Origin of the sequence: Methylobacterium sp. CCH7-A2 (assembly GCF_001557075.1) — a bacterium.
Lineage (GTDB): Bacteria > Pseudomonadota > Alphaproteobacteria > Rhizobiales > Beijerinckiaceae > Allobosea > Allobosea massiliensis.
The window spans coordinates 1-25165 of sequence record NZ_LSKN01000105.1 but is presented as its reverse complement, the minus strand read 5'-3'; the positions used below and the strand labels follow the sequence as shown (position 1 = coordinate 25165).

Here is a 25165-nt window from a genome sequence, read left to right as displayed (position 1 = left end):
CGATGGCGGGGCCATCGCCGAAGCCTCGCCGCCCGTCCTTAGCCACAGAGTCCGCCATGGCCGTTTCTGGATTGCCCTTCGACGACATCCGCGAGCTGATCGCGGCGATGCCCGGCCCCGACATGGCGGCCGCCAACCTGGTGCGCGCCCGCGACAAAGAGCTGACCAAGCCCGCCGGCAGCCTCGGCCGCATGGAGGAGATCGCCGAATGGCTCGCCGCCTGGCAGGGCAAAGGCAAGCCCTCGGTCGACCGTCCCCTGGTCTGCGTCTTCGCGGGCAATCACGGCGTCGTGGCGCAGGGTGTCTCGGCCTTTCCGCAGGCCGTGACCCGCCAGATGCTGGAGAATTTCGCGGCCGGCGGCGCGGCGATCAACCAGATTTGCGCCGCCTTCGATCTCGGCTTCAAGGTCTTCGACCTCGCCCTCGATTTGTCGACGGGGGATTTCACGCAAACCGACGCGCTCGACGAGCGCGCCTGCGTCGCCACCATGGCCTTCGGCATGGAGGCGCTGGTCGGCGGCACGGATCTGCTCTGCCTCGGCGAGATGGGCATCGGCAACACCACCTCGGCCGCCGCGATCTATGCCGCGCTCTATGGCGGCGATGCCGCCTTCTGGTGCGGCCGCGGCACCGGGCTCGACGATGACGGGCTGAAGCGGAAGATCGCCGCCGTCGAGGCCGGCATCGCGCTCCACCGTCCCCATCTCAAGGACCCGCTCGAGGTCTTGCGCCGTCTGGGCGGGCGCGAGGTCGCGGCGATCTGCGGCGCCATCATCGCCGCCCGCTCGCAGCGCATTCCCGTGATCCTCGACGGTTATGTGGTGACGGCCGCCGCCGCCATCCTACACGCGATCGAGCCCTCCGCGATCGACCACTGCATCGCCGGCCATCTCTCGGCCGAGGGCGCCCATGCGCAGGTGCTGGCGACGCTCGGCAAGGCGCCGCTGCTGGCGCTCGACATGCGCCTCGGCGAAGGCTCGGGCGCCGCTCTCGCCGCCAGCCTCGTCAAGGCGGCGGCCGCGATCCACAACGGCATGGCGACCTTCGCGCAGGCTGGCGTGGCGGGGAAGGATCAGGCCTCGTAGCTCGTCCTCAGCCCCGCCCGCTCGGCATGGCGCTCCTGCGCCAGTTCGACCAGCCGCGTCAGAAGGGCGGGGTAGGGCATGCCCGAGGCTTCCATCATCTTCGGATACATGCTGATCGCGGTGAAGCCCGGCAGCGTGTTGATCTCGTTGAAGTAGAAGGCCCCGCTCTGGCGGTCGAGGAAGAAGTCGACGCGCGCCAGCCCGCTGCAGTCGAGCGCCACGAAGGCGTCGATGGCGAGCTGCCGCACGCGCGCCATCTGCGCCGCGTCGAGCCGGGCGGGCAGGTCGACGCTGGCGCCGTCCTGATCGATGTATTTCGCCTCGTAGGAGTAGAACTCGTGCTGCGGGCCGGCATTGAGCTCGCTGGCGACGCTCGCCACCGGCGGTTCGCCGTCGAGGACGGCCACCTCGATCTCGCGGGCGTCGATGCCCTGCTCGATGAGGACCTTGAGGTCGTATTCGAAGGCGTCCGCCAGCGCGGCGTCGAGATCCTCCCAGCGCTTCACTTTGTGAACGCCGACGCTCGAGCCCATGTTGCAGGGCTTGACGAAGACCGGCAGCGTCAGCCCGGCGCGGGCGGCTTCGGTCGCGGCGACGGGGGCCCGGCGATAGTCGCGGCGCGCGACCGCAAAATAGGGCGCGACGGGCAGGCCCGCCAGCGCCGCGAGCCGCTTGGCGATGTCCTTGTGCATCGAGACCGCCGAGCCGAGCACGCCCGAGCCGACATAAGCGGCGCCCGCGAGTTCGAGCAGCCCCTGCAGCGAGCCGTCCTCGCAGAGCGGGCCATGGATCACCGGGAACACGACGTCCACGGGCGCGATCGCAGCGGCATCGGCGTCGCTGGGCAGGATCGCGGTTCGTCCATCCGCCTGGGGCTCGAAGCGAACCGACGGTGACTCGGCCGGGATCGGCAGGCTCTCCGTGTTGGCGGCCTCGATCCGGCGCAGATCATGACACTGCCAGCGGCCATTCTTGTCGATGCTCACAGGCACCGGCTCGAAGCGCTCACGGTCGAGATAGCGCAGCACGGACGCCGCCGACTTCAGCGAGACCTCGTGCTCGCCCGATTTCCCGCCATAGAGCACGGCGACACGCGTTTTCCGGGTCATGATCGAACAGTCCGAGGGCAGGGGGAGGCTGGGAGGGCAGGTCGGCGGTAGAAAGATGGCGGCGGAAGCTGTGGCACGATTCGGGCAGGAATCACGCGGCGCGCGTTTCGGGTTCGGGCAGGGCGGCCAACGTGTCCATGACGCGCACCGGCGGCAGCGTGACCGTCACCTCCGTTCCGGCGCGCGGCTTGGACTTCAGGCTGAAGCCGCCGCCATGAAGATCGATGAGGCCCTTGACGATCGGGAGGCCGAGGCCCGAGCCCTGTTCGGCCGTCTTGATCGCCAGCGAACCGCGCCCGAAGGTCTGCAGGACGACCGGGATCTCGTCCTCGGGAATGCCGGGGCCGGTATCGGCGATCGAGACATACTGCCCGCCATTCGCCGTCCAGCCGACCTTGATGGTGATCTCGCCGCCCGGCGGCGTGAACTTGATCGCATTCGAGAGGATGTTGAGGACGACCTGTCGGATTGCCCGCTCATCGGCCCAGACCTTGGGCAGGTCGGGCTCGACCGCCTCCCTGATCGTCTGGCTCTTCGCCTTGGCGCGCAGGTTGAGCATGTGCCGGCAGTCCTCCGTGATGTCGGCGAGCGACAGCGCCTCCTCATGCAGCTCGTATTTGCCGGCCTCGATGCGCGACAGGTCGAGGATTTCGTTGATCAGCTCGAGCAGGTGCTGCCCCGAGCCATGGATGTCGCCGGAATATTCCTTGTAGGCGGCGTTGGCGTGCTCGCCGAACACCTCGTTCTTCATCACCTCGGAGAAGCCGAGGATGGCGTTGAGCGGCGTGCGCAGTTCGTGGCTCATCGTCGCCAGGAAGCGCGACTTGGCGAGATTGGCCTCTTCCGCCTTGCGCCGAGCCTCGTCGGAATTGGCGTTCGCGGTCTCGAGTTCCGCGATCAGCGCGTCCTTCTCGGCCCGGAAGGCGATGGTCGAGACCGAGCTGGCATAGAGGCGATTGGCGAGGAAGACGAAGAACAGCTGCGCGGCGGCGGCCATGACCGCGGTCGTCAGGCTGTCCATGTCGGTGCGCCCCCAGAAGAAGGCGGCGATGCCGATCATGATCGGGACGATGCCCGCATAAACCGCCATGGGGATCGAGGCCGCCAGCATCACGGTGAGCGCGCTCACGATCAGCAGCGTCGTCGTCACGAAGACCTTGGCGCCGGGCGCATCCACCTGCGCGAAGATCACCACCATCAGCGCCCAGGTGATGCCCTGCAGCCCTTCGGCAACGGCGAAGGCCCGCCGCCAGCGCCGGATGGCGACCCCGCTGGCCGGTTCCGCCAGGAAGCGCCGGCTCATCACGACGACGAGCATGGTCGACAGCAGCACCGCACCGACCCAGGGCGTGACCTTGTAGACCGGAACCCACAGGCAGGCGGCGGCGGCGATCGCGAGAGCCAGGACCAGCGTGCCGACCGAGCCGTTCATCCGATACTCGGCGAAGACACGCAGCAATTCGTTGTCGAAAGCCCGCTCCAGCCCTGTGGACGAGGTCAGCCGCTCGCGCACGGACTTGACCTCGCGGGTGACGAGCTTGCGGCGTGCGACGGCCGTCGGGTCCGGCCCGCGCCCGCGCTGCACCTGTTCAGCCGTCACTTCCGCCATGGTCGAGAAACGCGACATCCTCTGCCGGGGCACGGGGTGCGCGCCGGGTCTGCCATCATGGTCGGCAAATCGTTAAGCTCGACTTGATGGCGCGCTTCGGATTCCCCCGCTGGAAGGATGGCCCCCTCGGCTGGCGGCGGGTCGGCCGTCCGGTCGACCTCGTCGTGGCGCTGGGCCTGCTCGGCCTGCTCGCCATCGCGGGTGCCGTGCTGCAGTACCGTCTCGGCCCGGCGCGCTCGCTGGTCGGGATCGCCCGCGCGATCGACGGCGATTCCCTGCGCCTGGCCGGCGAGGAGTTGCGGCTGCAGGGCCTGGATGCCCCCGAATTCCGCCAGACCTGCACCGATCCCGGCGGGCGCACGGTGGAGTGCGGTCGCGCGTCGCGCCGCGCGCTCGAGGCCCTTCTGGCGCGCGGTCTCGTCACCTGCGAGATCGGCAAGATCGATCGCTACGGCCGGGGGCTGGCGCAATGCCGGCAGGGCGAGACCGACATCAACGCCACCCTGGTGCGCGAGGGTCATGCCGTCGCCTATGGCGGCTATCGCAGCGAGGAGGCGCAGGCCCAGGCGGCGGGGCGCGGCCTCTGGGCGTTGCGGTTCGAGCGGCCGGAGACCTGGCGGCGGATGCACCCGCACTGAAGGCCGCCACAGAACCATCACGAAACGGCTGGAAAGGAATTGACCGCTCCGCCCCCGTCATGGTCGGGTCGCGCGGCGACGGGGAGAGGATCTCGATGAAGCTTTACGATGGCGGGCGGGCTCCCAATCCGCGCAGGGTGCGGATTTTCTTCGCCGAGAAGGGCGTGCCGCTGCCCGAACTCGTGCCGGTCGACATCGGCAAGCGCGAGCACAAGAGCGAGGCCTTCACGAAGCTCAACCCCGCGCAGCGCCTGCCGGTGCTGGTGCTGGACGACGGGACGGCCCTGGCCGAGACCATCGCGATCTGCCGCTATGTCGAGAGCCTGCACCCGCTGCCGCCGCTCTTCGGCCGCGATGCGCGCGAGCAGGCCCTGGTCGAGATGTGGAACCGGCGCATCGAGCTCGGTCTCTTCGCCGCCGTCGCGGCGGTGTTTCGCCACTCCCACCCCTCGATGGCGGAGCTCGAGACGCAGGTGCCCGAATGGGCCGAGGCCAATCGCGAGCAGATCGACGATCACCTCTGGCTGCTCGAACTTCAGCTCGCCGGCAGCCGCTTGGTCTGCGGCGAGGAGCTCACGGTCGCCGACATCACGGCCGGCATCGCGATTGACTTCATGAAGCCCTCGCGCATTCCGCTGCCGGAGGATTTCGTCCAGATCCGGCGCTGGCATGCCGAGTTGACCGCGCGACCGAGCTGGAAGGCCTGATGCGGACCGGCCTCCTCCTGCTGGCGGCGCTGGCCGCGCTGATCGGGCCGGCGCGGGCGGCCGAGCGTCTCGACGGCGGTGCGATCCGGCGCGCCTTCGAGGGCAACACCGTCAGCGGCCGCTACACCAATGGCGGCTTCTTCACCGAGTATCACGACCCGGACGGCCGCGCGCTCGGGCACAATGGCTGGCAGCCGAACCGCGACGCTTGCTGGACCACACGCGCCGACCAGGTCTGCTATTACTATGGCCCGCAGAGCGAGCGCACGGTGCATTGCTTCACCGTGGAGCTGAACCGCGACCTCTACATCCTGCGCAATGCCGGCAATCGCCAGATCAATGCGCTGGCCTCGGTCGAGCCGGGCAATCCGCGCAAGCACAGTGACCATGGCGAGGCCTGGTATTGCGACGGGCTGATCTCGAAGGCGCCGGAGATCCCGATGACGCGACGGCGCGTCGCTTCGCGGTGATGCAGGCTCGGATCGCCCTGTCGGTCCTCATCGTGCTCATGGGGGCGGGCGGCGCCGCGCGCGCCGCGGAGCGCCTCGACGGCGAGGCGATCCGCAAGGCCTTCGAAGGCAACACCGTCGCCGGCCGCTATGCCGGCACCAACCGCCCCTTCAGCGAACATCACCATCCCGACGGCCGCGCCACGGGCCATAACCGCGGCGTGCCCAACACCGACGCCTGCTGGACCACCACCGCCGATTCCGTCTGCTACTATTATGGCCCGCGCGAGACGCGGCGGACCTATTGCTTCACGGTCGAGCGCAGCGAGCGGCTCTACATCCTGCGCCGGCAGCCGGGTGGCGAGATCAATGCCATGGGAACCGTCGCGGCGGGCGATACCGAAGGAGCCAGCGCCGGCGCGCCCGCCTGGAGCTGCGACGGGTTGATCTCCGCGGCGCCGCCTTCCGCACGCCTCGCCCGCCGATGACGACGCAGGACGGGCTGAACACCCTTCTGCGCGAGCTGCGGGCCTGCCGGGTTTGCCGGGATGCACCGTTGCGCGGTCCGCCGCTTCCCCATGAGCCACGTCCGGTCGTCCAGGCCTCGGCCACGGCCCGGCTCTGCGTCGCTGGGCAGGCGCCGGGGACACGGGTCCATGCCAGCGGACGGCCCTTCACCGATCCGTCCGGCGTGCGGCTTCGGCAATGGCTCGGCCTCGACGAGGCTCGCTTCTACGACGCGTCGCGGGTGGCGATCGTGCCGATGGGCCATTGTTTCCCTGGGCTTGACGCGAAGGGCAGCGACCTGCCGCCGCGAGCCGAATGCGCGCCGCTCTGGCGAGACCGCGTCTTCGCTGCGCTGCCTGCGGTCGAACTCGTGCTGGCCATCGGGCAGTACGCCCAGGCCTGGCATCTCGGCCCCGCGCGCGGCGGGACCCTCTCGCAGACGGTGGCGCAATGGCGGACGATCCTCGATCGGCCGCTGACGCCTCGCATCATCCCGCTGCCGCATCCCTCTTGGCGCAACAATGGCTGGCTGCGGAAGCATCCTTGGTTCGAGCAGGAGCTTTTGCCCGTGCTCCGCCGCGAAGTCGCTCGGCTGGTGGCATGAGCGCAGGCGCGTCACGCCGAACCGGTCAGCGGTAATTGTAGCTGCCCGAGTCGAGCCCGCGATCGAGCTGCCCGCGCATCCGCAGCACGCCGCGCACCGGCCCGAGCGTCGACTCGCCACGTCCTTCGAGCTGGACCAGCGCGCCGGTCGAGGTGCCGAAGCCGCTGCGCGAACTCTTGCCCATCTCGACCCGCACCGACCCGCCGACGCGGACGCAGGAGGTCGACCCCTCGACGCGCACGAAGCCGGGCCCGTATTCGGGGCAGGAGCGCGTGCCGCCGACATCGGCCGGGACCGGCTTCACGCGCTGCTTCGCAGGGCCGCGGCCGGGCAGGGGCTCGCCGATCGACTGGGCCGGAGCCGCCGCCGCGGTCAGCAGAAGGGCGAGGGCCGTGGCGGTTACGCGGATCATGAGCTCGGTCCGAGAAGGGAATCTTCCGTAGGCTCGCCGCACAAGAAGGCGGCGCTGTGGCGCCAGCATAGGGCGGGCCCCCGAATCGGAAAACCCCGGCCTCGCGACCGGGGTGTGGGGTCAGTTGGGCCGCGGAGCGGCCGGTCGCTCCTTGTCAGAGCTGATTGGCCGCGCGCGCGCGGATCAGGAAGTTGTCGTAGGTATATTCGGCGATCTGGAACCAGAGATACTCATCGTTCCGGAAGGCCGACATGGCGTCGTAGACCTTCTTGAAGTCCGGGTTCTTCGCCGAGGTCTCGGCATAGACTTCCTTCGACGCCTTCAGGCAGGCCTCGAGGATCTCCTGCGAGAACGGCCGCAGCTGGGCTCCGGCGCCGACGAGACGCTTGAGCGCGCCAGGATTGCGGGCGTCGTACTTGGCCTGCATATCGACATTCGCCAGCGCCGCTGCGGTGGTGAGCACGGATTTGTAGAGCTTCGGCAGCGCGTCCCATTTGGCCGTATTCAGGAAGAAGTGCAGCGAAGCGCCGCCCTCCCACCAGCCGGGGTAATAGTAGAACGGCGCGACCTTGTTGAAGCCGAGCTTCTCGTCATCCGCGGGGCCCACCCATTCAGCCGCGTCGATGGTGCCCTTTTCGAGCGCCGGATAGATGTCCCCGCCGGCGATCTGCTGCGGCACGACGCCGAGCTTGGACAAGACCTGCCCGGCGAAGCCGCCAATGCGCATCTTCACGCCCTGCAGGTCGGCGACCGTCTTGATCTCCTTGCGGAACCAGCCACCCATCTGGCAGCCGGTATTGCCGCCGGGAAGGGCATAGATGTTGTATTTCTTGTAGAATTCGTTCAGCAGCTCGTTGCCGCCGCCATGGTAGAACCAGGCGTTCTGCTGGCGCGCATTCAGCCCGAAGGGCACGGCCGTGCCGAAGGCGAAGGTCGGATCCTTGCCGACATAGTAGTACGATGCGGTGTGGCACATCTCGACGGTGCCGTTGGTCACCGCGTCGGCCGCCTGAAGGCCGGGCACGATCTCGCCGGCGGCGAAGACCTGGATCTGGAACTTTCCGTCCGTCGCTTCCGACACCGCCTTGGCCAGCACTTCGGACGCGCCGTAAATCGTATCGAGCGATTTGGGGAAGGAGGAGGTGACGCGCCAGCGGACCTCCGGCGTCGCCTGCGCGATGGCCGGGCTGGCGATCACACCCGCGGCAGCCCCTGTGCCCGCTACCTTCAGAAATTGACGACGCTTCATTCCTGTCTCCTCCCCTGGAGCCTTGTGTGCCCGTTGGCCGAGCATCACGATTTCGCCAGCAAAGCAGGTCTGAGCGTGAGCGCAAGCAAAAAATGCATGCAAAGCATGCGTTCTTCGCATGAATTCCGTTAGGGAAGGCCGGAGCCCTGCGCGAGGCGCGGCTGTGCCGTTCCCTAAACGCAGAAAGCCCGGCCGAAGCCGGGCTTTCCCGTGGATGAGGGCGCTGCCCTCCGCAGCGCGAGATCAGCGAGCGCGCGAGCGGACCTGGAAGACGTCGAAGCTGAGCTCCGCCACCTGCCACCAGAGGTACTGGTCGCCACGGAAGGCAGCCATGGCGTCGATCGCCTTCTTGAACTCGGGGTTCTTGGCCGAGATCTCGCTGTAAAGCTCGTTCGAGGCCTTGAGGCAGGCCTCCAGGATTTCCTGCGAGAAGGGGCGCAGCTGCGTGCCGGCGCCGACGAGGCGCTTCAGCGCGGCCGGGTTCTGCATGTCGTAGCGGGCCGCCATCTGGGTGTTGGCATAGGTGCAGGCGGCGGTGAGCGCGGCCTGATAGGCCTTCGGCAGCGCGTTCCACTTTTCCAGGTTGACGAAGGCGTGGACGGTCGGGCCACCCTCCCAGAAGCCGGGATAGTAGTAGAACGGCGCGACCTTGGAGAAGCCGAGCTTCTCGTCGTCATAGGGGCCGACCCACTCGGCGCCGTCGATGGTGCCTTTTTCCAGCGCCGGATAGATGTCGCCGCCGCCGATCTGCTGCGGCACGACGCCGAGCTTGGCGAGCACCTGGCCGGCGATGCCGCCGATGCGCATCTTCAGGCCCTGCAGGTCCGCCGGCGTCTTGATTTCCTTGCGGAACCAGCCGCCCATCTGGGCGCCGGTGTTGCCGCAGGGCAGGCCGTAGATGTTGAACTTCTTGTAGAACTCGTTGAACAGGTCGTTGCCGCCGCCCTGGAAGAGCCAGGCGTTCTGGCCGCGCGCATTCAGGCCGAACGGCACCGAGGCCGCCACTGCGAAGGTCGGGTCCTTGCCGACATAGTAGTAGGAGACGGTGTGGCACATCTCGACCGTGCCGTTGGTAACGGCGTCGGCAGCCTGCAGCGCCGGAACGATTTCGCCGGCCGCGAAGACCTGGATCTGGAACTTCCCGTCGGTCAGCTCGGAGACCATCTTCGCCATGACCTCGGCGCCGCCATAGATCGTGTCCAGCGACTTCGGGAAGGAGGATGCCAGACGCCACTTCACCTCGGGATTCGCCTGCGCGACGGCGGGGGAGGCGATCGCCGCGGCGGCGGCGCCTGCGGTGGCGGTCTGGATGAACTGACGGCGCTTCATGTGGGGACATCTCCTCGGAGTGTTGTGGCGGTGGGAGGCGGTTCGGCCGCGCTCGCCAAGCATTGAGACTTGCTCAGCTTTCTAGAGGAAGCCTCTGCCCTTCGCGAGCGTTTTCGGGCAAGTCGCATTCAACTTTCGACTAGGTTGAGCGCCCTCTTGGCCAGGCGTTGCCGTAGGTGGTTAATGCAGCCGATGCTGGACACCGAACGCCTGCGCCTGCGCCCACCCCAGGCCGATGATCTCGACGCGCTTCACGCGTGGCGCAGCGATCCTGCTGTGGTGCGCTTCGTCGGAGGGCGCACGCTCGATCGCGAGGAAGCGTGGCAGCGTCTCCTGCGCATCGCCGGACACTGGTCGCTGTTCGGGCACGGCCTGTTCATGGTCGAGGAGAAGGCGAGCGGTGCCGTCATCGGAGAGGTCGGCTTGTTCTACGGCCGCCGGGACCTTGGGCCGGATTTCGACGCGGCGCCCGAGATCGGCTGGATTCTCGCCGCCGCGGCCCATGGCAGGGGCTATGCGAGCGAGGCGGCGCGGGCAGCGCAAGGCTGGTTCGCCGCGACGCAGGGCGACCGGCGTTGCGTCTGCATGATCGATCCTGCGCATGAAGCCTCCTTCCGGGTCGCCTCCAAGCTCGGATACAAGAGCTATCGATCGACGGATTATCACGGCAGTTCCGTGACGCTGCTCGAACGTCTGCCGGCCTGAGAGGCCGCAAGGAGTGAGAATGGACCAAGAGAAGCTCGCGCGGCTGCGGCAGCGCTATGCGGACGCCAGCGGCGCCGAAATCCACGATCCCCACTTCGCCAGGGTCGCCGCCGGCCAGTTCCAGGGTGACAAGCGGAAATGGCCGTTCTCGGACGTCGCGACCTTTCTCGGCGCGCCCTATCGCCCCGATGCGCTGTCCGCTCCGGCCCTTGGAGGGCTCGATGTCGCGATCATCGGTCTGCCGATGGATCTCGGCGTCACCAACCGCGCCGGTACGCGGCTCGGGCCCCGTGCCGTGCGGGCCATCGAGCGCATCGGCCCGATGGACCATGTCATGGGCACCGCGCCGCTGACCATGCTCAAGGCGGCCGATATCGGCGATGTGCCCTTCCGCTCGCGCTATTCGCTGGAGAGCTGCCACGAGGACATCGAGGCGACGTTCCGCACCATCGTCGAGGCCGGCGTCTCGCCGCTCGCCGTCGGCGGCGACCACTCGATCACCTATTCGATCCTGAAGGCGGTCGGCGCGAAGCGGCCGGTCGGCATGGTCCATATCGACGCCCATTGCGATACGTCCGGCCCCTATGAAGGCTCGAAGTTCCACCATGGCGGCCCGTTCCGTCAGGCGGTGCTCGATGGCGTGCTGGATCCGGAGCGCGTCATCCAGATCGGCATCCGCGGCGGCGCCGAATATCTCTGGGAGTTCTCCTATGAGAGCGGCATGACCGTGATCCATGCCGACGAGATGGACGGGCTCGGCCTCGACGCCGTGATCGCCAAGGCGCTTGCCGTCATCGGTGACGGGCCGACCTATGTCTCCTTCGACGTCGATTCCCTCGATCCCGCCTTCGCGCCGGGCACCGGCACGCCCGAGGTCGGCGGACTGACCCCGCGCGAGGCGCTCGCCATCCTGCGCGGGCTGAAGGGCGCCGACATCGTCGCCGCCGACGTGGTCGAGATCGCCCCGCAATATGACGCGACCTCGAACACCGCCCATTGCGCGGCGCAGGTGCTCTTCACCGAACTCTGCCTGATCGCCGAGGCGCGGGCGCTGGGGAAGGGGCGGCCTTAAGGGGCGTGATCACCCCTTCCGCGCCAGCCAGATGATGTGCCGCGCGCCGGACTTGCCGCGATGGGCCCGCACCATCACCTCCTCGACCGCGAAGCCGGCATGGCGCAGCCTTCCGGTGAAACGCCGGTCGGGGCCCTGCGACCAGACGGCGAGGATGCCGCCCGGGCGCAGCGCCGCCTTGGCGAGGCCGAGCCCGCCATCCTCGTAGAGCCGATCGTTGGCGGCGACCGTCAGCGCCTCCGGCCCATTGTCGACATCGAGCAGGATCGCGTCGTAACGCCCGGCGCCATCGGCGATGACGCGGCCGACATCCTGAACGGCAATGCTGACGCGGGGATCGTCGAGGCAGCCGGCGAAGAGCTCCGCCATCGGCCCTCTTGCCCAGTCGACCACGGCGGGGATCAGCTCCGACACGGTGATCTCGGCCGCCTCCTGGAAACTCGCCAGCGCGGCGCGCAGCGTGAAGCCCAGGCCGAGTCCGCCGATCAAGATGCGGGGCTTGGTGTGTCCCGCCAGCCTTGCCGCGACCAGCGTGGCGAGTGCCTCCTCCGAGCCGCTGAGACGGCTGTTCATGAGTTCGATCGTGCCGAGCATGATCGAGAACTCGGCGCCGCGGCGCTTCAGCCGCAATTCTCGCCCCTTGGCGCCGGGCAGGGTGGCCGTGTCCAGCTGGGTCCAGGGGATCAAGGGCGCGTCTCACAGTCTCAGGGCTCCCGAAGGGGAGGGCGAGGCGGTGGTAGGCAACCCCGGCATCGCCGTCCAGAGCGGACTTCTCCGGGAGGGTGACGATCCGCATGCCGCATAATTCGGCGCGCGGGCTCACAAAAGCCGCTCGCGCCCCCTTGCGGGCCGGCGGCGCCATCGCCCAATCTGTGGGCAGAGCCGGCAACGGGTCCGGGAACGCCCGGCCGGCCGAACCCACTGGGAGGTACCATGAAAGGTTTCGCACGAGTCATCGCCGCCGCCCTGCTGACGGCCGTCGGGGCCAGCGGCGCCCTGGCGCAGGCCAAGGAGTGGAAGGAGGTTCGGATCGGCACCGAGGGCGCCTATCCGCCATTCAACAATCTCAACGCCAAGAAGGAGCTCGAGGGCTTTGAGATCGACTACGGCAACCTGCTCTGCGAGCGGATGAAGGTGAAGTGCACCTGGGTCGTGCAGGACTGGGACGGCATCATCCCGGCGCTGCTCTCGAACAAATACGACATCATCATCGCCGGCATGAACGCCACCGACGAGCGCAAGAAGCGCGTCGATTTCACCGCCGTCTACACCAAGACGCCGATCTGGATCATCGGTCCGAAGACCACGACCTCGACCGATGTCTCGCCCGCCGCCCTGAAGGGCAAGGCGATCGGCGTCCAGGGCTCGACCGTCCATTCGAACTATGTCGAGAAGGTCTACAAGGATTCGACCGCGCGGCCCTATCCGACTCAGGAGGAGGCGAACCTCGACCTGCTCAGCGGCCGCCTCGACTACATCATCGCCGATTCGCTCTCGCTCGAGGATTTCCTCAACGGCAAGGGCAAGGACTGCTGCAAGAAGATCGGCGAGATCACCCGCGATCCCACCATCCACGGCCCCGGCGTCGGCGGCGCCGTCCGCAAGGAGGACACCGCACTCAAGGCGATGTTCGACAAGGCCATCGCCGAGACCATAGCCGACGGCTCGCACAAGAAGATCGCCGACAAGTACTTCAAGATTCCGATCCTCTGATCGGCTCGCCCTTCGCGGCCGGCGCGGCTTCCCGCGCCGGCTTGAGCCTCCCCGGCCCGGCACCCCTCATCGATGTTCGACAAGTTCGCGCTCCTCGGTTTCGGCGAAGGCGGCTGGGGGCTCGCTCTGCTCCAGGGCGCCGGCATCACCATCTCGATCGCGCTGGCGACGCTGCCCTTCGGGCTGGCCCTCGGCCTAATCGTCGCGCTCGGCGCCCGCTCGCAGCGCACGCTGCCGCGCATGCTGGCAACGGCCTACACCACCGTCTTCCGCGGCGTGCCGGAGCTGCTGACGCTCTACATCATCTATTTCGGCATCCAGGTGCTCCTCCAGGAGGCCTGGCGGCGCCTCGGTCTGCCGGGCTCCTTCTCGATGCCGCCCTTCGTCGCCGGCATGGTCGCGCTCGGCGTGGTGCTCTCGGCCTTCTCCAGCGAGGTCTGGGTCGGCGCGCTCAATTCGATTCCGAAGGGCCAGCGTGAGGCCGCCGCAGCGCTCGGCCTGACAAAGGGCCAGGCCTTCCGCCTCGTCGTGTTCCCGCAGCTGATCCGCGTCGCGCTGCCGGGGCTGGGCAACAACTGGATGGTACTGCTGAAGGAGACCTCTCTGGTCTCGGTCATCACCCTGCCGGACATCATGTTCATCACCACCCGCGCCAATGTCGCGACCAAGGAGCCCTTCCTCTTCTTCGGCGCGGCGATGGCGATCTACCTGTTCTTCTCGATGATTTCGGCCTGGGGCATCGGCCGCATGGAAGCGCGCGCCAACCGCGGCATCGCCGCCTTCGGAGGCGCGACGCGATGACCTGGTGCGAGTATCCGGGCTTTCTCGTCGGCAGCGAGGTCCTGCAGAACTATGGCTGCCGGATGGCGACCGGCCTTGGATTGACGCTCCAGCTCGTCGCGATCTCGGTGTCGCTCGGCTTCCTGCTCGCGATTGGGCTCGCGGTCGCGCGGCTCTACGGGCCGCGCTGGGCGCAGGCCCTGATCAACGGCTACACCACCTTCTTCCGTGGCACGCCGCTGCTCTGCCAGCTCTTCCTGGTCTATTACGGCCTTGGCCAGTTCCGACTGTTCTGGACCGATCTCGGCCTGTGGTGGTTCTTCCGCGAGCCCTTCTACTGCGCGCTCCTGACCTTCGTGATCAACACCGCGGCCTATCAGGCGGAGATCCTGCGCGGCGCCATCCAGTCGATCCCGCGCGGCCAGTTCGAGGGGGCGCTGGCGCTGGGCCTTCACCGCTGGTCGAGCCTGCGCCACGTCATCCTGCCGCAGGCGATGATCCTGGCCCTGCGCCCGCTTGGCAACGAGCTGATCGTGATGATCAAGTCGAGCGCGCTCGCCTCGCTGGTGACGCTCTACGACCTGATGGGCGCGACGCGGCTCGCCTTCTCGCGCTCCTTCGATCTCTCGATCTATCTCTACGCCGCGCTGCTCTATCTGCTGCTGGTCGAGATCGTCCGGCGTGTCTGGGACCGGCTGGAGATGCGCCTGACGCGACATATGGCGCTGCGCTGAGGCAACCGCGCCTCATGATCAGGCCGGCAGCGTCAGCACCATCGCCCCCTGGGCGGTCGCCACCAGCGTGTGCTCGTATTGCACGGTCGGTGCGCGCGGCTCGCCATAGAGCGTCCAGGGATCCTCGCCGTTCTCGGCCCAGTTCGCGCCCAGCGAGAGGAAGGGCTCGATGGTGAAGACCTGGCCCTTCTGCATCAAGCGACGCTCGGACCGGTCTGGCCAGGTCGCGACCTCTTTGGGCTCCTCATGCAGCGAGCGCCCGACGCCATGGCTCGCGAGATTGCGCACCAGCGTATAGCCGTTCTTTTCCGCGAAGCGGCCGATCGCGTTCCCGATGCCGGAGAGCGGCTTGCCGGCGCCGACCTGCCCGATCCCGACCCAGAGCGCGCGCCGCCCGTCCCGGCAGAGCCGTTCGGTCTTGCGGGCGACCGGCGGGACGGCGAAGGAGGCGCCGGTATCCGAGTAAAAGCCGGCCTTCTCGGCCGAGACGTCGATGTTGACGAGGTCGCCGGCCTCGATCCGCCGCGCGCCCGGAATGCCATGCGCAATCTCGTCATTGACGCTGATGCAGGTGGCGCCCGGAAAATCGTAGTCCAGCTCCGGCGCCGAGCGCGCGCCCTCCCGCTCCAGCAGGCTGCGTCCGATGAGGTCCAGCTCGGCGGTCGTCATGCCGGGTTCGATCGCCTTGCCCATGGCCGCGAGCGTCTGCGCGACGATGCGGCCGATGTCCTGCAGGCTCTTGAGGTCGTCGTCGTTCGAGATCGTCATCGCCGCTGCTGCCTAGCCCCATCCGGAGTCTGCCACAACCGGCCCGGCGTCATCGCCCATATGCGCCGCACGGTCCCGCGCCTTTCCAGAGCGGCGGCCACAGGCTAAAGCGCTGTGGCGAAAATCAGAACAGTCAGGCGGAGCGAAACATGGCCAAAGTCGCGTTCATCGGTCTCGGCGTCATGGGCTTTCCCATGGCGGGTCACCTCAAGGCCAAGGGCCATGAGGTCACCGTCTACAACCGCAACCCGACGAAGGCGCAAGGCTGGGTGTCGCAGCATGCCGGCATTTCGGCGCCGACGCCCGCCGATGCGGCGAGGGGCCAGGAGATCGTCTTCGCCTGCGTCGGCAACGATGACGATCTGCGCTCGGTGACACTGGGCGAGCAGGGCGCCTTCGCCGGCATGGAAAAGGGCGCGATCTTCGTCGACCACACCACGGCCTCGGCCAATGTCGCGCGCGAACTCGCCGAAGCGGCGAAGGCGGGCGGCTTCGGCTTCGTCGACGCGCCGGTCTCGGGCGGCCAAGCGGGTGCCGAGAACGGCGTGCTGACCGTGATGTGCGGCGGCGAGCCCGAAGCTTATGCCCGCGCCGAGCCGGTGATCGGGTCTTACGCCCGGATGTGCAAGCTGATGGGCCCGGCCGGCTCCGGCCAACTCACCAAGATGGTCAACCAGATCTGCATCGCCGGTCTCGTTCAGGCTCTCTCGGAAGGCGTCCATTTCGCCAAGCGCGCCGGTCTCGACGTCGAGGCCATGCTGGAGGTGATTTCGAAGGGCGCCGCCGGCTCCTGGCAGATGGAGAACCGCGGCAAGACCATGAATGCCGGCAAGTTCGATTTCGGCTTCGCCGTCGACTGGATGCGCAAGGATCTCGGCATCGTGCTCGAGGAAGCGCGCCGCAACGGGGCGCAGCTCCCCGTCACCGCCCTGGTCGACCAGTTCTACGCCGAGGTCCAGAAGCTAGGCGGCCGCCGCTGGGACACCTCGAGCCTGATCGCCCGCCTCGAGGAGTGAGCGTCGGACGGTCGCGGCGCGGCGTCAGCCGCGCGCCGCGCGCCGGCCGAGATGGATCGCGATCATGCCGATGATGGTCAAGAGCCACATCAGCACGACGAGCGAAGGCGGCCAGATCGTCACCACGAGGCTGATCGCCACCGTCATCAGCGCGCTGAAGCCGAGTTGCAGCGCGCCCATCAGACCCGCCGCCGAGCCGGCGTGGTCGGGCCGTGCGGAGAGCGCCTCGGCCGTCGAGCCGGGGATCGTCATGCCGTTGCCGATCGCGTTCACGGCTAGCGGCAGGAACAGCATGATCGGCGACCAGTCGGCCCGTAGCGACAGCGGAACCGCCACCGTCATCGCGACGGAGGAGATGACCAGCCCGAGATGGACCATGCGCGGCGCGCCGATCCGCACGACGAGCCGTGCCATCATGAAGTTGCCGACCATGTAGCCCGCGGCGTTGAGGATGAAGTAGGCGCCATAGGTGTCGCTGCCGCGCCCCATCGTCTCGACGACGATATAGGGTGCCGCCGCGATGAAGGCGAAGAAGGCCGCCGAGCTGGTCGAGACAGCGATCACGTTGAGCACGAAGACCCGGTTGGCAATCAGCGTCGGGAAGGCCCGGAAGACGCCGAGCAGCGGCGTGCGGAGCCCCAGATTGGGCGCGGTTTCGGGCAGTTTGAACAGGGTGAGAAGCAGCACGATCACGCCGCTGACGGTCATGAACCACAGGATCATCCGCCAGCCGAAGGCAGTCTCGATCTGCCCTCCGAGCCAGGGGGCGATCATCGGCGCGACGACCATGACCATCGTCACGGTGGCGATCTGGCTGGCGGCCTCGTCCCGGTTGGCCGTGTCGCGGATGATCGCGCGCGAGAGCGCGAAGACGGATCCGGAGCCGGCTCCTTCCAGGATGCGCGCCAGCAGCAGCATCTCGATCGACGGTGCGAGCGCCCCCAACACCGAGCCGGCGATGAAGAGCGCAATGCCGGCATTGACGCAGGGCCGCCGGCCGAAGCGGTCGGAGAGAGGGCCGCTGACGAGCTGGGTCAGCGCGACGGCGACCAGAAAGAAGGTCAGCGCGAGCTGGATCGTCGCGTAGCTCGAGCCGAAATGCCGCGACAGCGCCGGAGCCGCCGGAGCGAGCAAGTTGAGCGCGATCGGTTGCAGCGCCGACATCGCGACCAGCACGGTGAGCGTGGGCTTCAGGGCTGTGGCGCTCATGTCGGCGGCGTGCTCGGCAGCTTGAGCTGCGACTGCGGCACCACGCGCTGCCGGTGCATGGTGTAGAGCCCGCTCGCCACGATCATCGCGATGCCAAGCCCCGCCAGCGCATCGGGCACATGGCCCCAGACGACATAGCCCATGATCACGGCGAGGATCACGACCGAGTAGCGGTAGCCGGAGACCACGCCGACATCGGTGTTGCGATAGGCGCTGATGATGCAGATGCTGCCCGCCGCCATCAGCGCCGCCGCGGCGGCGACATAGCCGGTCTCGCGTCGCCAGACCGGCTGCCAGACCTCGAACAGCCCATAGCCGCAGGCCACGAGCCCGACGATCGCCGTCGTCATCAGCGCGATCACGGTGGAGGGAATTTCGTTGCCGATCCGGCGTGTCAGCAGGTCCCGTGCGGCGGCGAGGCTGGCGCTGATCAGCGCGACCAGCGCGGCGGCGTTGAAGGAATCCGTCGCCGGCCGCAGCACGACCAGCACACCGCAGAACCCGAGAAAGACGGCCAAAGTCCGGCGCCAGCCCACCCGCTCGATCCGCAGCACCACCGCCAGCACGACGATGATGATCGGCGACGCGAGCAGGATCGCGGTCACGTCCGCCAGCGGCATCTCGGCCAGCGCCCAGATGAAGGTCAATGTCACCCCGGCGTCGATCAGCCCGCGCAGCAGCACGATCGGCCGGAAGGCCAGACGCAGCTTCGCCCCCTCCTTGAACAGGATGACGAGGGCGAGCGCGCTCAGCAGCGCAAAGCCGGTGCGTAGCGTGATCGCCTGGCCGGCCGGATAGACCTCGCGCGCGAGCTTCATCAGCGCGTCGTTGCAGACGAACAGCGCCATGGCGGCCAGCATGGCGATGATGCCGCGTCGGTTCTGCTCGGGGCTGGCCACGCGGCTCGCTTCTTTCGTCAGGCCGCGAAGCGCGCCAGCGAGAAGGGCGCGAGGTCGAAGCGCGACCGGCCGCTGTCGGAGAGATCGGCGAGGATCTCGCCGATCGCGCTGGCGAATTTGAAGCCATGGCCGGAGCAGCAGGAGGCGAAGACCGCCTGCGGCACGCCCGGCACGCTGTCGATGATGAAATCCTCGTCCGGCGTCACGCTGTAGAGGCAGCCCTTCAGCGTCAGCGGCTCGCCCGCCGCATCCGGCAGGTAGCGGGCGAGGCAGGCGCGGATCAGCTCGACCTGCCGCGGACTCGGGGTGCGGTCGTCCTCGCGCGGATCCATCGGCTCGCGCCCGAAATGCGGCCCGCCCAGCTTGAAGCCGGGATGTTCGTAGAGCGGGAACCCGTAGAAATTGCCTTCCTCGACGGTCAGGATGAAGACCGGGAAGACGCCCTCGCGATAAAGCTCCGGCTTGCGCGTGGTGAACCAGCCGATCGCCTGGCGCACCGTCGTCACCGTCCGGGCCAGCGCCGGCACCGCATCGGTGATCCAGCCGCCCGAGGTGATGACGAGCCTGCCGGCGCTGTAGGTGCCGCGCGCCGTCCGCACCGTCACGCCGCCATCGGCGGTGGGCGACCAGTCGAGCATCGGCTCGTTGGTGCGGATCTCGGCACCGCGCGACTGGGCGAGGCCGACATGGGCGAAGATCGCCTTCTCGGAGGCGACGAAGCCGCCACCGGGCTGCCACAGCCCGATATGGCCGGAGGGGAGCGAAAAGCCGGGGAAGCGCCGCGCGATCTCCTGGCCGTCGAGCTGCTCGTGCTCGAGCCCATGGTCGAGGCAGGATTGCAGCGAGGATTCGACCTGGCCGGAGCCGGCCGGCGCGAGATCGAGCGAACCGGTGACGTGAAGAAGCTTCAGCCCTGCCTGTTCGCCCGTCTTCTGCCAGAGCTCATGCGCGCGCTGGACGATCGGCACATATTTCGAGCCCTCGAAATAGGCGAGCCGGATGATCCGCGTCAGCCCATGCGAGGAGCCCATGCCGTGGCCGAGATCGAAGCGCTCCAGCCCCAGCACGCGCAGGCCCCGCTGCGCCAGATGCCAGCAGGCGGCCGAGCCCATCGCCCCGACGCCTGCGACGATCACGTCATAGCTGTTGCTGGTCATCGTAAGGTCTCGGCAGGTCTTGCGGGGCGGGAAAGAGGCAGCGGGTCAGCAGTGGGAACCGTGCTGCGACGCTTAACCCGCCCGGCCGCAACGGTCCATGCTCACCCGCGCAGGGCGGCCCCTCGCGCATCATGGTGAGCCTTTCTTAACGATGTCGGACCATAAAGACGCATGGCTTGAAGGGACTGGGTGAGGTGATGCACCGAGCGGTTCGACGCTGGCTGAGCGGTCGAAGCCGGACGGACGCCGACGACCCTGCTCCGGCCGGGGCGGCGCCGTCTGCGGCCGGCCCCGCACCCGCCGCTGCGGCCACCGACACCATCGATCGCGAAGCCGTGGCCGTCCTCGAACAGGATGTCGTCGCGGCGATGCGCCGCCTCGCCGACGATCTCGGCGAGGCCGAACATTACTCCGCCGAATCCGAGACGCGCTCCAGCATCATCCACGAACGCGTGCTCGGCATGCGCGAGGCCACGGCGACGGCGAGCGCGAATTCGGCTGCGCTGGTGACGGCGTCGCGCCAGGTCTCGGATGCCGCCGGACAAATCGGCACCTCGATGAACCGTGCCCGCGACCGGCTCGACGCCGCCGCCACCCGGGCGGGCGAGGCGACGGAGATGATGACCGGCCTCGCCAGCGCGACGGCCGAGATCCGCGGCATCGTCGATTCCATCGCCGAGATCGCCCGGCAGACCAATCTGCTCGCGCTCAACGCCTCGATCGAGGCGGCGCGGGCGGGCGAGGCCGGCCGTGGCTTCGGCGTCGTCGCGCAGGAGGTCAAGGTCCTCTCGGTCGAGGTACGGGAGGCCGTCGAGACCATCCGCAACCGCGTCGACCGCCTCACCCAGGCGGCGCATGGATCGGCGGCCATCGTCACCGATGCGCTGCAGATGGTCAGGGACGTCAACCCGGTCATCGCGGCCATCGGCAACGCGTCGCAGGAGCAGGCGTCCGCGACCGCCGAACTCTCGCGCAATGCCGACGAGACCGCCCGCTTCATCGAGACGGTGGTGCAGCGCGTCGAGGAGATCGACCGCGTCGCGCTCGCGGCCGCGACCGAAAGCGCCAATGCCCGCCGGGCCACCGCCAAGGGCGCGAGCCAGGCCGGCGGGATGCTGCGGCGTTTCATTCCGACGCTTCGGCATTCCTCCTTCGCGGACCGGCGCGTCCATGATCGCTTCCCGGTCGAGCATACCGTCAAGGCGCGGCTGGGGCCCGACGACTTCACCAGCCGCACCATCGATCTCGGCCGCGGCGGCGTCCTGATCGCGCGGCCGGATGGGCGCAACCTCGTCCCGGGGCTGCGCGGCACCATCGAGATCGCCGACCTGCCGCCGATGTCCTGCCGCATGGCCGCCGCCAGCGATCTCGGCCTCCACATGGCCTTCGACCGCCAGCTCAGCGAACAGACGGAGCTCGAGGACCTGATCGGGTCGATCGAGAGCGGGTACCGCCCGCTCATCGACCGCGCCCAGAGCTTTGCCGCCGAGGTCGTGGCCTGTTTCGCCGAGGCACTCGCCAGCAAGCAGCTCACCGAGGCCGACCTGTTCGACGTCGATTATGTCGCGCTGCCCGACACGGACCCGCAGCAACATCGCAACCGGGCGCTGTCGGTGCTCGAAGCGATCCTGCCTCCGCTGCTGGCGCGCACGGTGGCGCGCGACCCGCGGCTGCTGTTTACGGTGGCGATCGACCGCAACGGTTACATTCCGGTGCATAATGCCGCCTATGCGCTGCCGCAGCGGCCGGGCGACCCGGTCTGGAACGCCGCTCACTCCCGCAACCGGCGCATCTTCGACGACCGCGCCGGCATCGCCGCGGCGCGCTCGGTGCGCCCCTTCCTCGTCCAGTCCTATCTGCGCGACATGGGCGGCGGGGTGACGGAGATGGTGCGCGAGGTCGATGCGCCCGTGCGCATCAACGGCCGCCACTGGGGGGGCGTGCGCATGGCCTATCGCATGGAGGCCGCCGGGCTCTAGAGGCGTTCCCACACGAAGGGGATGCCGGAGCCGCGCAGCGCCTGCTGCCACAGGGAGCTGGCTTGTTCCAGCCGCTGAGGCTCGTAGACGCCCTGGACCTGATGGACCTGCAACTGCCAGCTGCGGGCATCGGAATCCTGCCAGACCTTGCCGACGAGGCGCTTCAGCCGCTCGGGATCGCGTGCGCCCGGCGCGGAGCCGAAGAATGTGAACTGGCTCGAGTTCTGCAGCATGTCCGAGACCAGCACGAGCGACTTGTCACCCTCGCGGACGCGTGTCTCCGGTCGCGAGGCCACGTCGCCCACCGCCTCGACGATCGGCGAGAGATTGCCCTTGGCCGGCTGCGTCAGCACGGACAGCGCCTCGTCGAGCGGGCGGCCGAATTTCTCGACCCAGCGCAGATAGTCCCGTCGCGGATTGCCGATCAGCTCGCTCGCCGTCCGCCCGGGATTGCACAGGGACAGAAGCGGCGGGAAGCCGGGCTCGAAGACATCGTTGAAGACATAGATCGAGAGCATCCGGTCGGCCGGCAGCGTCTCGCCGATCTGTTTCACCAGCCGTTTCAGCCGTCCCGCCTGCACCTCGCTCCAGGGATCGCTCTTGTCGACCAGGACCAGCGTGTGCCCGACGGCGCCCGTCTTCAGGCACAGGCTGTCCGGGTCCCGCGGCGGGCCCTTCAGCAGCGAGGGCGCGGCGAAGAAGCCGACCAGCGCCACGCCGGCAAGGATGGAGGCGACGATCGCCCAGCTTTCGCTCTTCATCGGCCGTTCGTCTTCTTTCGTCTCTCGGGCCGCTTGCCCCGCCTGACGGGCTGTCTAGCCGGGCGGCGCGGCAGCGTCACCAGCTTGGGGATCATGGGACCTGTGGATCAGCGCGGGGCGGCGGCGAATTCGTCCCGGATCTGGCGGCGGGCCGCCTCGTCCTGTTCGAAGGCGTCACGCCCGGCCTCGGCGGCCCTTGCCTTCAGCCGCTCGATCTCGCCGGCCAGGTCGAGCCCCCGCACCAGAGCGAGCTGCTCGCGCAGCTTGGCTTCCACCAGCGCCGGCATCGAGGCGAGCTGGCGCTCGAAATCGTCGATCGCGGCCCGCAGCGCCGCATACTCGGCGAGCGCCACCGGCTGATCGATCTCGGCGACGTTCAGGTTCTGCGAGAAATAGGCCGGCGGCATGTCGGTCCGCACCCGCAGATTGGCCTCGCGATACTGCATCAGCGCCGCGTCCTTGGCCGAGCGGAGCTGGGCGAGCCGGGCACCATAGAGGTCGCGCGCTTCGTCGGCCGCGGCCTTCACCGATTGCAGCCGGGTGCTTTCGCGGGCGCAGTCCTCCTTGAAGCCGTCGATGCGTGAGCGCACCGTCTCCAGCTCGGGCAGGAGTTCGGCATCGAGCCGGCGCCGCTCCTCCTCCACGGCGCTCCAGCGCTGGCGCCAGCGCTGATAGGCGGCCCCATGGCCGGGATAGGTCCCGAAGGCGGAATAGCCCTTCACAGCGGCCGCGAAGGCGACCAGGCAGCCGATGATGACGAGAGCAGCCGATTTCAGCTCGGTAATGGCGAAGGGATTGGCCATCAGCCGCGGCAGGACCTGCAGGGATCGCACATCGGGCGTCGCGATCAGCATCTCGCGATAATGCCCCACCGCGAGGTTGAACATTACGATCAGGATGATGAGGGCGACATAGGCCGGCAGCGCCCAGAGCAGATGCGATGGGCGCACATGCTGGCAGTAGCGCGCCGGCCCGAGCCCGGTCAGGAAGCCCAGCGCGATGTTGAGCGCCGAAATGATGACGGCCGTCGCCGCCCCGCCGACGAGACCGAACTCGCTCGCTTCCGCGAAGAAATTGCCGTTGAGCAGGCTTTCCAGCGTCAGCGGCACGATCAGGAACAGCAGGATGAACTGCCATTTGTCGACCTTCGGATCGGCGGATCGCTTGTGCGTGTAGTTGAAAAACTCGTATTCGCGCTTCGCTTTCAGCGCGTCATAGACACGCTGCTCCAGCTCCCCGCCATGACGGTTGAGCAGCGCCCGCATCGCGGCCTCGATCGAGCGGATGCGACCCTCATAGCGCTCCTGCGTGAACTGCTCGCGCCGCGCGGCGATCTCGGCCTGCAGGCCGTTCAGCGTCGCCGCCGCCTCCTGCCGGATCGTGGTAAAGAGCTCGACGACGCGGGCCAGCAGCGTCAGCTCCGTCTGCGAGGGTGAGGCGGAGCTGGCCGGGGGCTGGTTGTCCAGCGCATCGCGGGCGCCGTGATGGCCGGCCTGCACCACCTCGGCGAGGTGATGGGCGGTGATCGGCGGAATCGCGCTCATCGCGCCACGATCAGACGCCATGGGCGGCTCGCATCAGGAAGCGCCGCGCCTCGACGACATCGACATGGAAGTCGCGGAAGCGCCGCCAACCGGGATTGCGGTAGCGCCGCTCGAACCAGACGGTGAGAGCGAGCAGCACGGCCGTGAAGCCGAAGGTCACTGCGGCGTCGCTCCCGAGCGCATCGCCGGCGTTCAGCCGCAGCAGCGTCGCGGCCACGGCCAGAAGCGTCGCCAGCGCGAGAAGGGCGGCGATCCGGTGGCGGCCGAGATCGCGCGCGAGCTGCAGGCTCAGGCCGAGACCGGCGGTCGCGGTCAAGGCCGCGAGTTCCAGAACGAGCAGGAAGGCGAGGGCAGCCGCGAGGCCGGCTCCGATTCCGGTGGGGGAGGCCGGCGCAAGCGTCAGATGGACGGTCCGGGCGGTCGCGACGGCGAGAAAGAGACAGCCGCAGACCAGCAGCGCGACCAGCGCCGACGGGAGCTTGAGGTCCGGCCAGAGGCGCCACGCGATGATGACGAGCCGCGCGATCTGCGTCTCGAGCACGAAATGCCAGACGGATCGCCCGGCGGAACGCAGCCGGGACCACAGGCTCCTGATCATCGAACGCTCGCAACCTCCGCCACCGCGCCAAGGTCGGGGCTTTGCCGCGACGCGTCAAGGCGCCGCAACGTCAGGCCAAAGCTGCGTTGCGCCGGGTTCGCAAGCCGGACGACCGCCCTCAACCGCCGGTGACGCTCATATGGCGCCCGACCGCGGGCTTGGCACGGCGGCGGTCGATGACGAAGTCGTGCCCCTTGGGCTTGCGGGCGATCGCCTCTTCCATCGCCCTGTGCAGCAGCGCGTCGTCGGCGGAGGCGCGCAGCGGCGCGCGCAGATCGGCGGCGTCCTCCTGGCCGAGGCACATATAAAGCGTGCCCGTGCAGGTCAGCCGCACGCGGTTGCAGCTTTCGCAGAAATTATGCGTCATCGGCGTGATGAAGCCGATCAGCCCGCCGGTTTCCTGCACGCGGACATAGCGGGCCGGCCCGCCGGTCCGGTAGGGATCCTCGACGAGGTTGTAGCGGTCCATCAGCCGCGCCCGCACCACCGAGAGCGGCAGGAACTGGTCGATGCGGCCCGGCTCGATCTCGCC

Annotated in this window: 26 protein-coding genes and 1 pseudogene; 13 read left to right on the top strand and 14 right to left on the bottom strand. The window is 68.4% G+C overall.

The genetic code is table 11. The features are described 5' to 3' along the window. Positions 1-56: 56 nt before the first annotated feature. A complete protein-coding gene (gene cobT, locus AX750_RS09075; protein WP_066715955.1) occupies positions 57-1085 on the top strand; it encodes a nicotinate-nucleotide--dimethylbenzimidazole phosphoribosyltransferase in 1029 nt (342 codons plus the stop codon). On the opposite strand, the gene AX750_RS09070 is transcribed toward cobT, so the two are convergent. Beyond that, positions 1073-2194 (bottom strand): D-alanine--D-alanine ligase family protein, encoded by a 1122-nt coding sequence (locus AX750_RS09070; protein WP_066715959.1) that lies wholly within the window; start codon positions 2192-2194, stop codon positions 1073-1075. The two genes, cobT and AX750_RS09070, sit on opposite strands and share 13 nt — an antisense overlap. 91 nt (positions 2195-2285) lie before the next feature. After that, positions 2286-3803, bottom strand: a complete 1518-nt coding sequence (locus tag AX750_RS09065) for a HAMP domain-containing sensor histidine kinase (RefSeq protein WP_066715984.1) — start codon at positions 3801-3803, stop codon at positions 2286-2288. A gap of 86 nt (positions 3804-3889) precedes the next feature. On the opposite strand from AX750_RS09065, the gene AX750_RS09060 reads away from it, so the two are divergent. The 5 genes from AX750_RS09060 (at position 3890) to AX750_RS09040 (ending at position 6708) form a co-directional block, all read left to right on the top strand. Then, entirely contained in the window at positions 3890-4441 is a 552-nt protein-coding gene (locus tag AX750_RS09060) for a thermonuclease family protein (RefSeq protein ID WP_082735309.1), read from the top strand. Positions 4442-4536: 95 nt separating this feature from the next. Then, positions 4537-5148, top strand: coding sequence for a glutathione S-transferase (locus tag AX750_RS09055; protein WP_066715988.1), 612 nt, complete (start codon positions 4537-4539; stop codon positions 5146-5148). After that, positions 5148-5618 carry a hypothetical protein gene (locus tag AX750_RS09050; RefSeq protein ID WP_066715960.1) on the top strand — a complete coding sequence of 157 codons (471 nt, stop codon included), beginning with the start codon at positions 5148-5150 and terminating at the stop codon, positions 5616-5618. The genes AX750_RS09055 and AX750_RS09050 overlap by 1 nt, the downstream gene beginning before the upstream one ends. Then, positions 5618-6085: a hypothetical protein gene (locus AX750_RS09045; protein ID WP_066715961.1), complete on the top strand. Its 468-nt coding sequence runs from the start codon at positions 5618-5620 to the stop codon at positions 6083-6085. The genes AX750_RS09050 and AX750_RS09045 overlap by 1 nt, the downstream gene beginning before the upstream one ends. Further along, positions 6082-6708: a uracil-DNA glycosylase family protein gene (locus tag AX750_RS09040; RefSeq protein ID WP_066715963.1), complete on the top strand. Its 627-nt coding sequence runs from the start codon at positions 6082-6084 to the stop codon at positions 6706-6708. The genes AX750_RS09045 and AX750_RS09040 overlap by 4 nt, the downstream gene beginning before the upstream one ends. A gap of 25 nt (positions 6709-6733) precedes the next feature. Here the strand turns inward: AX750_RS09040 and AX750_RS09035 are convergent, their stop codons facing one another. The 3 genes from AX750_RS09035 to AX750_RS09025 all read right to left on the bottom strand — a co-directional run bounded on the left by AX750_RS09035 (position 6734) and on the right by AX750_RS09025 (position 9698). After that, positions 6734-7120 (bottom strand): hypothetical protein, encoded by a 387-nt coding sequence (locus AX750_RS09035; protein ID WP_066715965.1) that lies wholly within the window; start codon positions 7118-7120, stop codon positions 6734-6736. A 154-nt stretch (positions 7121-7274) separates the two neighbouring features. Next, positions 7275-8369, bottom strand: a complete 1095-nt coding sequence (locus AX750_RS09030; RefSeq protein WP_066715966.1) for a TRAP transporter substrate-binding protein — start codon at positions 8367-8369, stop codon at positions 7275-7277. A 243-nt stretch (positions 8370-8612) separates the two neighbouring features. Then, complete coding sequence (locus tag AX750_RS09025; protein WP_066715969.1) at positions 8613-9698, bottom strand: TRAP transporter substrate-binding protein; 1086 nt, start codon at positions 9696-9698, stop codon at positions 8613-8615. A 192-nt stretch (positions 9699-9890) separates the two neighbouring features. On the opposite strand from AX750_RS09025, the gene AX750_RS09020 reads away from it, so the two are divergent. Further along, the gene (locus tag AX750_RS09020) at positions 9891-10403 is read left to right on the top strand and encodes a GNAT family N-acetyltransferase (protein ID WP_197426496.1); all 513 of its coding nucleotides are present in this window, start codon (positions 9891-9893) and stop codon (positions 10401-10403) included. Between the two features lie 13 nt (positions 10404-10416). After that, entirely contained in the window at positions 10417-11475 is a 1059-nt protein-coding gene (gene speB, locus AX750_RS09015) for an agmatinase (protein WP_197426497.1), read from the top strand. Between the two features lie 9 nt (positions 11476-11484). Here speB and AX750_RS09010 read toward each other — a convergent pair whose 3' ends face one another. Continuing rightward, positions 11485-12162: a hypothetical protein gene (locus AX750_RS09010; protein WP_066715974.1), complete on the bottom strand. Its 678-nt coding sequence runs from the start codon at positions 12160-12162 to the stop codon at positions 11485-11487. A 246-nt stretch (positions 12163-12408) separates the two neighbouring features. On the opposite strand from AX750_RS09010, the gene AX750_RS09005 reads away from it, so the two are divergent. The 3 genes from AX750_RS09005 to AX750_RS08995 all read left to right on the top strand — a co-directional run bounded on the left by AX750_RS09005 (position 12409) and on the right by AX750_RS08995 (position 14702). Continuing rightward, complete coding sequence (locus AX750_RS09005; protein WP_066715976.1) at positions 12409-13188, top strand: transporter substrate-binding domain-containing protein; 780 nt, start codon at positions 12409-12411, stop codon at positions 13186-13188. A gap of 72 nt (positions 13189-13260) precedes the next feature. Beyond that, positions 13261-13989, top strand: a complete 729-nt coding sequence (locus tag AX750_RS09000) for an ABC transporter permease subunit (RefSeq protein WP_066715978.1) — start codon at positions 13261-13263, stop codon at positions 13987-13989. Further along, positions 13986-14702: an ABC transporter permease subunit gene (locus AX750_RS08995; protein WP_067253923.1), complete on the top strand. Its 717-nt coding sequence runs from the start codon at positions 13986-13988 to the stop codon at positions 14700-14702. Before AX750_RS09000 ends, AX750_RS08995 begins: the two co-directional genes overlap by 4 nt. An 18-nt stretch (positions 14703-14720) precedes the next feature. Here the strand turns inward: AX750_RS08995 and map are convergent, their stop codons facing one another. Further along, positions 14721-15470, bottom strand: a complete 750-nt coding sequence (gene map / locus AX750_RS08990) for a type I methionyl aminopeptidase (protein ID WP_066735411.1) — start codon at positions 15468-15470, stop codon at positions 14721-14723. A gap of 5 nt (positions 15471-15475) precedes the next feature. Between map and AX750_RS08985 the strand changes: the two genes are divergently transcribed. Then, positions 15476-16486, top strand: coding sequence for an NAD(P)-dependent oxidoreductase (locus AX750_RS08985; protein WP_348626272.1), 1011 nt, complete (start codon positions 15476-15478; stop codon positions 16484-16486). 24 nt (positions 16487-16510) lie between these two features. On the opposite strand, the gene AX750_RS08980 is transcribed toward AX750_RS08985, so the two are convergent. The 3 genes from AX750_RS08980 to solA are packed head-to-tail and all read right to left on the bottom strand — an operon-like array spanning position 16511 to position 19751. Then, positions 16511-17695 (bottom strand): multidrug effflux MFS transporter, encoded by a 1185-nt coding sequence (locus tag AX750_RS08980; protein ID WP_066735408.1) that lies wholly within the window; start codon positions 17693-17695, stop codon positions 16511-16513. After that, positions 17692-18594, bottom strand: coding sequence for a DMT family transporter (locus AX750_RS08975; protein ID WP_066735399.1), 903 nt, complete (start codon positions 18592-18594; stop codon positions 17692-17694). The genes AX750_RS08980 and AX750_RS08975 overlap by 4 nt, the downstream gene beginning before the upstream one ends. Before the next feature lie 17 nt (positions 18595-18611). Further along, positions 18612-19751: an N-methyl-L-tryptophan oxidase gene (solA, locus tag AX750_RS08970; protein WP_066735397.1), complete on the bottom strand. Its 1140-nt coding sequence runs from the start codon at positions 19749-19751 to the stop codon at positions 18612-18614. A 335-nt stretch (positions 19752-20086) separates the two neighbouring features. Here solA and AX750_RS08965 point away from each other — a divergent pair, with 335 nt between their 5' ends. Continuing rightward, positions 20087-21730, top strand: coding sequence for a methyl-accepting chemotaxis protein (locus tag AX750_RS08965; protein WP_066735395.1), 1644 nt, complete (start codon positions 20087-20089; stop codon positions 21728-21730). Here the strand turns inward: AX750_RS08965 and AX750_RS08960 are convergent. The 4 genes and pseudogenes from AX750_RS08960 to AX750_RS08945 all read right to left on the bottom strand — a co-directional run. After that, positions 21727-22491, bottom strand: a complete 765-nt coding sequence (locus tag AX750_RS08960; RefSeq protein WP_066735392.1) for a hypothetical protein — start codon at positions 22489-22491, stop codon at positions 21727-21729. The two genes, AX750_RS08965 and AX750_RS08960, sit on opposite strands and share 4 nt — an antisense overlap. A gap of 107 nt (positions 22492-22598) precedes the next feature. Then, on the bottom strand, positions 22599-24056 hold the full coding sequence (locus AX750_RS08955; RefSeq protein ID WP_156449967.1) for a hypothetical protein: 1458 nt from the start codon (positions 24054-24056) through the stop codon (positions 22599-22601). After that, positions 24046-24633: a hypothetical protein gene (locus AX750_RS08950; protein ID WP_066735389.1), complete on the bottom strand. Its 588-nt coding sequence runs from the start codon at positions 24631-24633 to the stop codon at positions 24046-24048. Before AX750_RS08950 ends, AX750_RS08955 begins: the two co-directional genes overlap by 11 nt. 118 nt (positions 24634-24751) lie before the next feature. Then, positions 24752-25165 (bottom strand): annotated as a pseudogene (locus AX750_RS08945) (GTP 3',8-cyclase MoaA); the annotation flags it as partial.